Origin of the sequence: Alteromonas halophila, from assembly GCF_014651815.1 — a bacterium.
Lineage (GTDB): Bacteria > Pseudomonadota > Gammaproteobacteria > Enterobacterales > Alteromonadaceae > Alteromonas > Alteromonas halophila.
Genome location: NZ_BMXP01000007.1, coordinates 127,721 through 140,387, shown reverse-complemented (window position 1 = coordinate 140,387; position 12,667 = coordinate 127,721). Strand labels below are relative to the sequence as shown.

The 12,667-nt window shown below is 51.6% G+C and carries 12 protein-coding genes; 5 read left to right on the top strand and 7 right to left on the bottom strand.

Annotated features, from left to right (window positions below; translation table 11 throughout):
• Positions 1 to 12: 12 nt before the first annotated feature.
• The 6 genes from IE054_RS13580 to IE054_RS13555 all read right to left on the bottom strand — a co-directional run bounded on the left by IE054_RS13580 (position 13) and on the right by IE054_RS13555 (position 6,126).
• A complete protein-coding gene (locus IE054_RS13580; RefSeq protein WP_189407292.1) occupies positions 13 to 711 on the bottom strand; it encodes an ABC transporter ATP-binding protein in 699 nt (232 codons plus the stop codon).
• A gap of 20 nt (positions 712 to 731) precedes the next feature.
• Positions 732 to 2,027 (bottom strand): efflux RND transporter periplasmic adaptor subunit, encoded by a 1,296-nt coding sequence (locus IE054_RS13575; RefSeq protein WP_189407290.1) that lies wholly within the window; start codon positions 2,025 to 2,027, stop codon positions 732 to 734.
• 120 nt (positions 2,028 to 2,147) lie between these two features.
• On the bottom strand, positions 2,148 to 4,595 hold the full coding sequence (gene plsB, locus IE054_RS13570) for a glycerol-3-phosphate 1-O-acyltransferase PlsB (RefSeq protein WP_189407288.1): 2,448 nt from the start codon (positions 4,593 to 4,595) through the stop codon (positions 2,148 to 2,150).
• A gap of 156 nt (positions 4,596 to 4,751) precedes the next feature.
• Positions 4,752 to 5,237, bottom strand: coding sequence for a GNAT family N-acetyltransferase (locus tag IE054_RS13565; protein WP_229805159.1), 486 nt, complete (start codon positions 5,235 to 5,237; stop codon positions 4,752 to 4,754).
• A gap of 14 nt (positions 5,238 to 5,251) precedes the next feature.
• On the bottom strand, positions 5,252 to 5,671 hold the full coding sequence (locus IE054_RS13560; RefSeq protein ID WP_189407286.1) for a DUF2177 family protein: 420 nt from the start codon (positions 5,669 to 5,671) through the stop codon (positions 5,252 to 5,254).
• On the bottom strand, positions 5,668 to 6,126 hold the full coding sequence (locus IE054_RS13555; protein ID WP_189407284.1) for a GNAT family N-acetyltransferase: 459 nt from the start codon (positions 6,124 to 6,126) through the stop codon (positions 5,668 to 5,670). The genes IE054_RS13560 and IE054_RS13555 overlap by 4 nt, the downstream gene beginning before the upstream one ends.
• Before the next feature lie 993 nt (positions 6,127 to 7,119).
• Between IE054_RS13555 and lexA the strand changes: the two genes are divergently transcribed.
• The 5 genes from lexA to IE054_RS13530 all read left to right on the top strand — a co-directional run bounded on the left by lexA (position 7,120) and on the right by IE054_RS13530 (position 12,432).
• The gene (gene lexA / locus IE054_RS13550; RefSeq protein ID WP_189407282.1) at positions 7,120 to 7,746 is read left to right on the top strand and encodes a transcriptional repressor LexA; all 627 of its coding nucleotides are present in this window, start codon (positions 7,120 to 7,122) and stop codon (positions 7,744 to 7,746) included.
• Positions 7,747 to 8,153: 407 nt separating this feature from the next.
• Positions 8,154 to 9,275, top strand: a complete 1,122-nt coding sequence (coxB, locus tag IE054_RS13545) for a cytochrome c oxidase subunit II (RefSeq protein ID WP_189407280.1) — start codon at positions 8,154 to 8,156, stop codon at positions 9,273 to 9,275.
• Between the two features lie 9 nt (positions 9,276 to 9,284).
• Positions 9,285 to 10,904: a cytochrome c oxidase subunit I gene (gene ctaD, locus IE054_RS13540; protein WP_189407278.1), complete on the top strand. Its 1,620-nt coding sequence runs from the start codon at positions 9,285 to 9,287 to the stop codon at positions 10,902 to 10,904.
• Between the two features lie 32 nt (positions 10,905 to 10,936).
• Positions 10,937 to 11,527 (top strand): cytochrome c oxidase assembly protein, encoded by a 591-nt coding sequence (locus IE054_RS13535; protein WP_189407276.1) that lies wholly within the window; start codon positions 10,937 to 10,939, stop codon positions 11,525 to 11,527.
• A 26-nt stretch (positions 11,528 to 11,553) separates the two neighbouring features.
• Positions 11,554 to 12,432: a cytochrome c oxidase subunit 3 gene (locus tag IE054_RS13530; RefSeq protein WP_189407274.1), complete on the top strand. Its 879-nt coding sequence runs from the start codon at positions 11,554 to 11,556 to the stop codon at positions 12,430 to 12,432.
• A gap of 12 nt (positions 12,433 to 12,444) precedes the next feature.
• Here IE054_RS13530 and IE054_RS13525 read toward each other — a convergent pair whose 3' ends face one another.
• On the bottom strand, positions 12,445 to 12,654 hold the full coding sequence (locus IE054_RS13525) for a DUF2909 domain-containing protein (RefSeq protein ID WP_189407272.1): 210 nt from the start codon (positions 12,652 to 12,654) through the stop codon (positions 12,445 to 12,447).
• Positions 12,655 to 12,667: the final 13 nt, after the last annotated feature.

Below are 12,667 nucleotides of genomic sequence, written 5' to 3'. Positions count from 1 at the left end.
AGCTTTCCCCTGTTATTCATTGACGGTGGCAAGCTGAACCGGTGCAGCTTCATCACACACGCGGCCGTCTTTTACGTAAACATTGCGCTGGGTCTGGCGGGCAAGTTCCGGGTCGTGGGTAACCATCACAATGGTCGTGCCCTGTTGATTAATGTCCTGTAGCAACCCCATCACACTGGCGGCCATCTGGCTGTCGAGGTTGCCGGTCGGTTCATCGGCCAGCAAAAAGCGCGGATCACCAGCCAGCGCGCGGGCAATTGCCACGCGTTGCTGCTGTCCTCCGGAGAGCTGAGCCGGAAGGTGTTTCATGCGGTTGGCCAGGCCAACCTGCTCGAGGCTGTCGCAGATACGCTGGTGGCGATCGCCGGCGGTCATGCCCCGGTAGCGCAGCGGTACATCGACATTGTCGTAAAGATTCAGGTCGGGAATAAGATTAAAACTTTGAAAAATAAAGCCAATTTTTTCATTTCGCAGCCGGCTGCGCTGCCGGTCGTTTAAGGTGAAAACATTCTGACCGTCCAGGGTATAGTCACCGCTGGTATAGGTTTCAAGTAGTCCGGCAATGTTGAGAAAGGTGGTTTTACCCGAGCCGGACGGGCCGGTCACAGAAACAAACTCACCTTCATCAACATGCAGACTAAAATCGCGCAGCGCGTGGGTTTCCACCAGTTCGGTGCGAAACACTTTGGACAGATTGGTCATACTCAGCATCGCAGAGGTTCCTTCTTATTTTATTGTGTAATTAATACCGACTGCGCACCGTCAAACGCACTGGTGCCGGAGATAATGATTTGATCATCAGGCGCCAGGCCATCAACGATTTCCACTGACGACAGACTGCGGGCCCCGGTCTGAATGGCCACCCGGTGGGCCATGTCGCCATCAACGCGATAGGCAATGCGCCCGGCACCGCTGTCGAGGAACTGGCCACGCTGCACCATCAGAACGTTAGGTTTGTTTTCCATAAGAATGCGGGTGGTCAGGCGCTGGTTCTGACGCAGGCCGACTGGAATGGCATCAGGATCATCCTCAGGCGGCGCAAAGCGTACCCGGCCAGTGACCTGATTGTTTTCTATTTCTGGTGAAATACTGATAAGTTTCGCCGCATACAGGCTGTTGTTAAACCGCACTTCGGCTGGCATACCAATACCGAGATCATCGGCGTAGCTCTCTGGAATGGCCACTTCCAGTTCCAGCTCCGTTAAGTCCACCACGCTGAGTAGTATCTGGTTTTTGGTGACCTGGTTTTTTTGCTCTACCGCCAGGTTGCCGACAATACCGGTGACCGGTGAGCGCAGTGTCAGAGCATCCACCTGACGCTTGAGGTCGCTGTACCTCAGTTGCTGGCGGTTGGCTTCATGTTCTTTTGCTTCTATTTCAAACAGCAGGCTCTCTTTATTCAGCGCTGCGTCCTGCACCGCATGCTCGTGCACCAGTTGGGCGTTATTTAAGTCATCCTGCGCCTTTTCATAGTCAATATTGCTGATTGCCCGGGTCTCGTAGGCTTTGTCGGCGCGTCGCTTTTCTCGATCGGCAGCCAGCAGGGTGACGTTGGCCAGATCAATGGCTTTCTGATCTTCCAGCATCTGTTTTTTGGCCTGAATGCGCTGGCGCTCAAGTGCCACATTCAGCGCCTCGTACTGGCTTTGTTCCTGCTGCAGCTCATTGGTCAGCAGCGGGCTGTCGATGGTGGCGAGTACCTGCCCCTGGGTTACCTGTTCACCGGCATCCACGTGCAGGTCGATGGTGCCCTGCGCCGGGCTGTAAATACGGGGGCTGACCGCCGCCACAACGCGCCCTTCAACGGACAAGTCACGGATAAGATCGCCATAGCTGACGGTGGCAATGCGCAATCGGTCGCGTGGTACTGAGGCTTCACTTTGCTGCCAGTTACTGATGGCCGGTAGCGCCACAACAAGCGCCAGGATTAACAGCGCGACAACGGCAACAATCCAGATAGTACGACGACGGGAAGAGGCGGCCGGCGACAACAGGGTGTCCTGCCCGCTGGTGTCAGCAATCGACATAGTTCAACAAGTCCTGATTACAGTGGTGATGTTGACTAAGTCGCGGCCGGATTGAGAATAGTTTAAATGGCAGAGAAAAAAACACCCGGCGCTGGCCGGGTGTCAGTCAATCGTGTGACCTTACTGATGTAAGGCGACATGCTCCAGATGCTGGATCATCTCCGGCCACACCAGGGCCATTACGTCCTGGCGCAGCGCTTCACATTCTTCGGAATATTTCAGCGCGCCATCCTCCGCAGTATCTATCCAGTGATTTTCACGCAGTGCCGTGATGAAGCTGGACAGTACGTTTTTATCGTAAAATTCCGGTGAATTCAGGCCGTAGAGCGATGACAGGCGCTCAGCGACCTGACGGCTGGTGCGTTCCAGTGCGCCGCGACTGATGTTCCGCTCTTTCTCCAGAATGGTCAGCACCACAGCATAGCGCTGGAAGGTGTCCTGCAGGCAACGGCTTAGCAGCCAGGCCGAATGGAACCGTTTATCTTTGGTGTCCGGCGCACTTAGGTAACGGCCGCGCTGTTGCAGCAAGCCCTGTTCTTTGAACGCAGTGATCAAATCGGCACTGTAAGACAGCGCCTCATCCTGTGTCATATGCAAAAACAGTTCGCGCTGTAACAGCGGGTACAGCGCAGCAACAAGCTGCAGTACCGTATTTTTCTCGATATTCCGGTGCGCAAATACCGCCGCCATAATGAGTCCGGGCAGCGCAAACATATGCAGAATGTTATTACGGTAATAGGTTAAAAATACCGCCGATTTGGCTTGTGGTTTAATTAACTTGCCGTACTCATCCTGCTCAATATCAAAACGGTTGAGCCTGAGTGTTTCACTGAGCATCTGATCGGCGGTGATATCAGGAACGGTCGCATCACTGCTGAACGGCACGTCCCGCAGCAAGTGCAGAAAGTCATGCAGGGCCTGTCTGAGTTCGTCTTCACTTAAGGTCTGGGTTTTTGAAGACAGAATACACAGCGATGACAGGGCCATGCCGTTGATCGCCGCGGAACGGTTGATGCGGGTCATGACATTATTGGCCAGTTCATTCACCACCGGGGTCAGCCAGGCAGGCTTCTTATCCATTGCCGCATTGCGGTGTTCACGCCAGTCCGGTACCCGCTTGTCCATAAACTGGGCCAGTGACACCGGCTCACCGAAATTCACGTAGCCGTGGCCGTAGTTCTTCAGCTTGCGAATAGCCGAGAATACCTGCCAGTTCGACTCTTTCTTCTTAACCGAGCCTTTCAGTTCGCTGAGGTAACTTTTCACCTCCATGACGTTCTCATAACCGATGTACACCGGCACAATACTAACCGGGCGGTTGATGCCTTTTACCATGCCCTGTACCGTCATCGCCAGCATGCCAGTCTTAGGCGGAATAAGGCGGCCTGTGCGGCTGCGTCCGCCTTCAGGGTAATACTTTACGCTGTAGCCTTTATTGAACAGCAGCTCCAGATACTCACGGAACACGGCGGTGTAAAGTTTATTGCCGGCAAAGCTGCGGCGCAGGAAAAACGCACCACCGCGACGGAACAATTTACCCACCGGCCAGAAGTTCAGATTGATTCCGGCGGCAATATGCGGCGTTACCAGCCCTTCGTGATAGATCACATAGGTCAGCAGCAGATAGTCCATGTGGCTGCGGTGACACGGCACATAAATAATTTCATGGCCGTTTGCCGCCAGCTCTCTGACCCGACTGGCATTGCCGACACTGATCCCGTTGTAAATTTTGTTCCAGATGCGGGTGAGCAGGCGGTCGCCAAAGCGGATCAGCCCTTCCCGGTAATCGGCGGCAATTTCGTCGATGTATTCGACCGCCCGTGATTTTGCATCATCATGAGAGAGTTTTTTGGCGCGGACCTCCTCGGCGATAGCCCGGCGTACCGCGTCCGAGCCAAGCACACTGTTGTGCAGTTCCTGACGCTCCAGCAGGGTTGGGCCGGTAAGACTCTGACGCTTTCTGTGAAAGTGAGTACTTGCTACCCGCATAAGCTTCTGGGCAATCTGTTCGTCACTGCCATGCTGGTTAGCCATAGTACGGGCAGAGACGGCCTTGCTGTAACTGATGAAGTTGTCTCTGCCTAAAAACAGGACAATAAACAGTTTGCGCAGCCAGCTTGGCGCGGCGCGATCGGCGATGAGATCGGCCAGACCAGGGTTGCCTTTGCCGGGGGCGCGTCCCCAGGAGACAAAGACCGGCACGACCTGCGCGTCCAGTTCAGGGTTATCGCGAAACAGATGAAACAGGCCAACGAACGTTGTTTCGATGCCCGTATTCCCTTTGATCTTGGAGAAGATCGGCTGCGTCTTGCGTAAAAATAATGCAGAGGGGTACGACTCACCGGCAAGTGAGATAGTCTCTGTCGGGCTGGGCAGACCCAGCGCACGGGTCGACATTCTCAGTGCCAGCTGATCGGTCACGGAGTTGGTCGGCAACAAGTAAATGATGGGCTTGGATTTGTCGATACCCAGTTCCGATTCCACATTGGTCGGAATGCTATGGGCTCTGACCAGCCATTTTACCGGATAATGAAACAGCGACTGCAGGGCTTTTCGCATCCAGGTCATGAAGAGGGGATCCTTTACAATGAAAACCGCCAAAGTGTAACACAAAGTCGGTGAAGGTGCGGGTAGCCACTTAGCAAGCCGGGACGCACCTGAGCAGCTAAGCGGTTACACGAACAGCGTGTCTGGTAATGAAAACGTATGGCCCGGCCAATCAGTTTACTCTGCTACTGCATAGCGCATGGCAACATCACAGCGCTGATAGCCATGTCCGTAGGTTGCCAGCACGTCTGCGTCATGAACAAAACCGTTTTTCTCATACAAATGGATGGCCGCCTCACAGCGGCTGTTGGTCAGCAAGAACAGCTGGCGGGTGGCGATAGACGGCGCCTGCGCAAGTACATGTTGCAACAGCGCTTCGCCTACTTTATGACCGCGGGCCGAGGCGCTGACGCCCATTTTGGTCAGCTCAAACACGCCATCGGCTTTTTTAGCCAGTGCGCAGGTACCGACAATGCCCTTTCCGGGCAGTTGCGCAAACCAGATGTGTCCGCCGGGCGCAATAATATGGGTCTCGGGATCGCTGATCACCTGCTCGTCGACCTCTTCAAGAAAAAACATCCCGGTGATCCATTCACGGTTAATACGATCGAAGTCTGCGGCAAGGCCAGACTCAAAATCCAGAATTTGCAGGGAAGCCGTCATGGGGTCCGTTCCTGTCATTGTTTACCAAACCGATTGATCATGGCGCGCCCAGCTGTACTCAGCAAGGCGGTGGCAACGGTGCCCCATGCCAGATCCACCAGTGTCATGTTTAACGGCCAGCCGGCGATAATGGAATAACCGGTAAGATTATAGGTTCCATAGGCCGCGGCGCCGAGCATTGCTCCCCTGCCCAGTGCGCTTAACACGGATGTGTGACGTCCAGGACATACTGCAAGTACGACAACAATCAGGCAGTAGGCGAGGTAAAACACCATCCAGGGCCAGGTAATAAACGGCTCACGCAGTAAACCGGCAAAGGCATCCTGATACCAGGGCATAGCAATGATACCCAGCCAGATGCCATCGAGCACCGCAAATAATAGCAGCACCGTGATATAGGCAATAAGTGTGGCGCGCGATAACAGTGCGTTCATAAGGGATACCTCATTTCTATCAGATTAGCGGTGAAGCCCGACGCTTTATAGGTCGCAACAGCCGCCTGATTGTCGGCAAAGACATCCAGGCGCAACTCATCCAGGCCCATGGCTTTTGCCTGCTGTGCCAGGGCTGAAATTACCTTTTTCGCCACGCCCTGCCCGCGATAATCAGGCAGCGTATAAATAAAACCAACATAGCCATGCCAGTCATGCTGCAGATACGCTTTCGAGGGGCGCTTTTGCACATACCCCGAGCCAATCAGACGCTGCTGATGCTCGGCGACAATGATTCTGGTGTCAGTATCGCTGAGCAGCGCAGACAGATCGTAATAGGAATAGTCCTGATCTTTTCGACGTGGAATGTATTGCGCTTCCGCAGCGATAATTCCGCGCTGAAACTGATTAAGGGTGGGTAAGTCTGATTCAGTCGCCAGTCGGCACGCGACACTCATGAATTGCCCCTGTGATTGGAAGAAAGTGTTTGGCGTTTGATAGCATGGTTTCGTAGGGGGATGCAAAAGTATTCGCACTTTCCATATCACCGAAGGCGGGCGATTAACGATGCTGCTAATATAGCTTGTTCACAATACGCTTTTGTTTGATACTCAAAGCAAATTTGGAATAGTTTTTAATAAAAAGGAATTGAATTTGAATGTTAATTCAGTTGTTTTTGGTCAAATCATATTTCTAATAAATATTACCGTTATTGCCTTTACAATATATTACACACGATCATTTAAAAAAGATTTTCCTTGCGTAACGTTACTTGCCGTTTTATTCAATTTCATTCTACCGCCAGTAGGTTGGGTGTATTGTTGGTACAGAATGAATATTGCTTATAAACATAAAAATGGAGCGGCTTGAACTATTATTACCCCCCCCTGCTATTATCGCGCTGAAATGCAGTAGAGTATTAACATAACTATATGGTGTATTTGTTCTGGTTTTCAGGTGGCGTGGGCCTGCTGTTAATCGCAGAATTCGTTTTTCGTATTGTTCCGAGAATAACATCAATACTGAGTGTAGCAGACCATCACTGGGATTATTTCTATGTCGCTCTGACAGCTCACGATCTGATTTTGAGTTCTTTCGTTTTTGTCCTCGCAAATGTAATTATTCGAAAAGTGATATCTAAAAAAATTCCGTTTAAGAAAATAGCTATAATGCAAATTCCGTTTGCCGCCATAGCTTTTCCGGAAGCAATCAGGATACTTCTTAAAGCGGGTGATATTGAGGAAGTAGGGTATGTTTATTACAAGATAATTAGTTCTCTTTTTCAATCGTGTGGATTGATTATCATATGGTCACTTTTCTCTACAAACAGGAAGACCGAGTCCAGAACGTAAGTGCTTCGCTTCTTATCTGAAATTCGGTCCTCACAGCGCTTGCGATTTACTGATATGCGGTTATACTGCGCTTTAACTGTATAGAAAAACAGGCTGTGTATGCGTCCACTTACCCCACGACAAACGGAAGTCCTCGAACTGATTAAAACCACCATGGCTGAAACCGGCATGCCACCAACGCGCGCCGAGATTGCCCGCCAGTTGGGGTTTAAATCAGCCAATGCCGCTGAAGAACATTTAAAGGCACTGGCCCGCAAAGGGGTGATTGAAATAATGCCCGGCCGCTCCCGCGGGATCCGCGTCAATATTGACGTTGAGGCGGAAAATGATGAAGAACAGGGGTTACCGCTGATTGGTCGAGTGGCAGCCGGTGAGCCGGTGTTAGCGCAGGAGCATATCGAAGCGCACTACAAGGTAGACCCGTCTCTGTTTCATCCGCATGCCGATTTCCTGTTGCGTGTAGACGGCATGAGTATGAAAGACATTGGTATTCTGGATGGCGATCTGCTGGCCGTTCACCGCACCACTGACGTTCATAATGGTCAGGTTGTGGTAGCCAGGGTTGATGAAGATGTGACAGTAAAACGGCTCGAGAAAAAAGGCCGCGAAGTGCTGCTTCATGCCGAAAATGACGAGTTCGCACCGATCAAGGTCGACCTTGCCAGTCAGCCCTTTAATATCGAAGGCATCGCAGTGGGTGTCATTCGCAACGCAGACTGGATGTAACTACATTCAGGCGTCAATCTGGCAGGCACTAACCCAGCTAACTGAGACACGCGTTCGCCGTGTCTCGCTTTTTTCACTATTTATCCTCTCTGATACGTTTTAAGTACGCAAAGCCTTACTGACCATTCCCTCTGGCTACGATCGCCCTTCAGACTATAAAAAAACTTTGGTTAAATTATCATCAACCTGATGTGGATTTGACAGAAAAGACTAGACTCAGCATTCATATTGCGTAATTCTTAGTCAGTAGTTAACAACATAATAACAAAGGCTAAATTAGCAATTTACAAGCCTGGGTCATCAAATAAAGTCTTTATGGGAACTTTGGACCACTTCAGAGTCCGACTAGCCCGCTATGGAGGTGCTGAGTGAAACGACTGACGAATTACGTTTCGACGAGAGTAGGAATGCTATTGGGTACGCTTTTATCTGCATCAGCGGTGGCTGAAACGGCAGGGGCGGACAGTGCATTAAACCTTCGTCGTGGGGCCACTGATATCAGTGGGCAGGTGTATGACCTGCACATGCTGATGTTCGCGATTTGTGTGGTGATCGCCATCGTGGTGTTCGGTGCCATGTTCATTTCCATGTTTTTGCACCGCAAGTCGCGCGGTGTTAAACCGGCGAACTTCCACGAAAGCGTGAAAGTTGAAATTGCCTGGACCGTGATCCCGTTCCTTATTCTGGTGTTTATGGCCGTGCCAGCTGCGCGCACACTGATAGCCATGGAAGATACCACAGAGCCCGACCTGACCGTGCTGGTGACGGGGTCGCAATGGAAATGGCACTACAAGTACATGGACACCAACGTCGACTATTATTCATTGCTGGCCACCCAACGCGAACAAATTGAAAACAAATTTTCAAAGGGTGAAAACTATCTGCTGGAAGTTGACCGCCCGCTGGTGATCCCGACCGGCCAGAAAGTCCGCTTTTTGATCACCTCTGATGACGTTATTCACTCCTGGTGGGTGCCGGATTTTGCGGTGAAAAAAGACGCTAACCCAGGCTTTATTAATGAAGCATGGACCAAAGTGAATGAGCCCGGTGTATACCGTGGTCAGTGCGCAGAGCTGTGTGGTAAAGATCACGGCTTTATGCCCATCGTGGTGATCGCCAAGGAGCCGGCTGAATATGACGCCTGGCTGAATGAGCAGGAAGAGATTGCGCGCCGTGAAAAAGAAGAAGAACAGCGCTTGCTGGCCATGAGCATGTCTAAAGAAGAACTGATGAGTGTCGGTGAGCGGGTGTATAACTCTACCTGCGCATCCTGCCACCAGCCAAATGGCGAAGGGTTGCCCGGTGCATTCCCTGCCCTGAAAGGCAGTAAGATGGTACTGGAAGACATTGAAGGGCACATTGATATTATTCTGCACGGTAAGTCCGGCACGGCCATGCAGGCGTTCGGCAACATGCTGAGTCTGAAAGAAGTGGCGGCGGTTGTGACCTATGAGCGTAACGCCTGGGGCAATGATACCGGCGATGTGATCCAACCCAAAGATGTTAACGCTGTCGCAACCGGAGAATAGGAGCACATTATGAGCAAAGCAAACGATGTCATTTCGCCGGATTCAGCGGCACCTGAGCATGATGATCACCATGACCATCACGATCACATTCCTAAGGGTATAACACGCTGGCTGTTTACCACTAACCATAAAGATATCGGTACACTGTATCTGTGGTTCGCCTTCATTATGTTTCTGGTGGGCGGTGCCATGGCCATGGTTATTCGTGCGGAACTGTTCCAGCCGGGCCTGCAGATTGTCGAGCCAGACTTTTTTAACCAGATGACCACCGTTCACGGACTGATCATGGTATTTGGTGCGGTAATGCCGGCCTTCACCGGTCTGGCTAACTGGCTGGTCCCCATGATGATTGGCGCACCAGATATGGCCTTGCCGCGTATGAATAACTGGAGTTTCTGGATCCTGCCGTTTGCCTTTCTGATCCTGCTAAGCTCGCTGTTTATGGAAGGCGGCGGCCCTAACTTTGGCTGGACCTTCTACGCACCACTTTCCACCACGTACAGTGGAGATTCTACCGCCTTGTTTGTGTTCTCCGTACATATCATGGGGATCTCATCCATCATGGGCGCGATTAACGTCATCGTGACCATATTCAATATGCGCGCACCGGGCATGACGTGGATGAAAATGCCGCTGTTTGTGTGGACCTGGCTGATCACGGCTTTCCTGCTTATCGCGGTGATGCCGGTACTGGCAGGTGCCGTCACCATGGTGTTGACCGACAAGTTCTTTGGCACCAGCTTCTTTGATGCTGCCGGTGGCGGTGATCCGGTGATGTTCCAGCATATATTCTGGTTCTTCGGCCACCCCGAGGTGTACATCATGATCCTGCCGGCATTCGGGATCATTTCGCACATTGTGCCAACCTTCTCACGCAAGCCCCTGTTTGGTTATGCCTCGATGGTATACGCCACCGCGTCCATTGCGCTGCTGTCATTTATTGTGTGGGCACACCATATGTTTACGACAGGGATGCCGTTGTTCGCGGAAATGTTCTTTATGTTCGCGACCATGCTTATATCAGTACCGACCGGGGTGAAAGTCTTCAACTGGGTTGCCACCATGTGGCGCGGTGCGCTGACGTTCGAAGTGCCAATGCTGTTTGCGCTGGCATTTATTGTGCTGTTCACCATCGGTGGTCTGTCCGGGTTGATGCTGGCAATTACGCCGGTGGACTTCCAGTACCACGATACGTACTTCGTGGTGGCGCATTTCCATTATGTACTGGTGACCGGTGCAATCTTCTCGATTATGGCGGCGGTGTATTACTGGTTGCCGAAGTGGACCGGCAAAATGTTTGATATCACTCTGGCCAAGTGGCACTTCTGGTGCTCGCTGATCTCAGTGAATGTCTTGTTCTTCCCTATGCATTTTGTTGGCCTGGCGGGGATGCCACGTCGTATTCCCGACTATTCGCTTCAGTTTGCAGACTTTAACCAGTGGATAAGCTTAGGAGGCTTTGCCTTCGGTCTGTCGCAGCTTATCTTCCTGGCACTGCTGATCAAAGCCTGTCGCAAACAGGGTGAGCCGGTATCTGATCAGGTATGGGAAGGGGCACACGGACTGGAATGGGAAATCCCCTCGCCGGCACCGTATCATACCTTCGAAACGCCTCCGGTTGTTAAGTAACAAGTAACAAGTAAAAGGAAGGCACTCAGGTTATGGCAACTGCGCAAAACAACAACAGTAAGCTGGTCATTAAATTACTCGCCGTAGTAATTGGCATGTTCGGTTTCGGCTTTGCGCTTGTGCCCCTGTATGACGTGTTTTGCGATATTACAGGGATCAACGGCAAAACCTCGAATCAGGCGGCCAGCTATCAGTCGATTGAGGTTGATGAGTCACGTGAAGTCACCGTGGAATTTATCACCCGAACCAATACTGGTATGCCCTGGGAGTTCCGGGCGCAGACGCACCGCGTGAAGGTGCACCCCGGTGAGTTAAACACGGTTGAGTTTTATGTGCGCAATCCGCTGACAAAAGAAGTGGTAGCGCAGGCCATTCCGTCTGTTTCGCCGGGTCAGGCTGCGTTGTTTCTGAATAAAACAGAGTGTTTTTGTTTTAATCAGCAACCGCTGGCTGGCGGGGATGAAGCCTCGCTGCCGATGCAGTTCTACGTTGACCCGCAACTACCTGAAGATATTAACTATTTTACTGTTCAGTACACACTTTATGATGTGACGGCCCGGACCAATGATTTACCGCAAAAAGAAAATCCGTTTTTAACGCAGCAAGAAAGCAGCGGAAAGTAAGCGGTCAGGGCGTAAAGGAGAAGGCAATGCAGCAAGAGTATGAACGCTATTATGTACCCGCACAGAGTATCTGGCCGATCGTTGGGGCCGTGGCATTATTCTTAATTGCGGTAGGTGCGGGCAATTATGTCATTGAAGCCACCAAAGGCGAGCCCGGTTACGGCGGCTACATCTTACTGGCCGGTATCGTGACCCTGTTGGTTATGCTGGTGGGCTGGTTTAAAAACCAGATTGATGAGTCGATGAGTGGCCTGTACAGCGATCAGCTGGGGCGTTCTTACCGTCAGGGTATGAGCTGGTTTATCTTCTCTGAGGTCATGTTTTTTGCTGCCTTCTTCGGCGCCTTATTCTACGCGCGGGCAATTGCCGTGCCCTGGCTGGGTGGCGCGTCTAACAACGCCATGACCAACGAGGTGCTGTGGCCTGGGTTCGAAGCAATGTGGCCGCTGATATCCACCCCCGGAGGTACAAGCACCGAGGCGATGGGCGCCTGGGGACTGCCTACCATTAACACGGTGATACTGCTGGTCTCCTCCGTGACCCTGCATTTTGCGCACGTTGGTCTTGAGGAAAATAAACGCAAACAGTTGTCCTGGATGCTGGGTGTGACCATTCTGCTGGGGCTGATATTTCTGGTATTGCAGGTTGAAGAATACATTCACGCCTACCAGGAGCTGGGTCTGACCCTTCAGTCGGGCGTGTACGGAAATACCTTCTTTATGCTGACCGGGTTTCACGGCATGCACGTGACACTGGGCACCATCATTCTGATCGTGCTGTTTTTCCGGGTCCTGAAAGGGCATTTTACCCCGAAAGACCACTTCGCGTTCCAGGCCGGTGCCTGGTACTGGCATTTTGTCGATGTGGTCTGGGTAATGCTGTATATCTTCGTGTATGTATTGTAAAAGGCAGGGCCGTTAATACGGCCTTGGGTTAGGTGTTATTACGCCTGTGCCAATCGCTACCAGGATAATGATAACGATGATGGCAGAGGTTAACACCCGGCGCCCGATGTACCTGCTCATCGGGCCGTCCTTTGGGTCATTTTTCATCATCACACGCATGGCTCTGAACAAATTCAGAATCATATACAGAACCAGACAAATCAGAATTATTTTAACTAACATACTTTCCTCAATT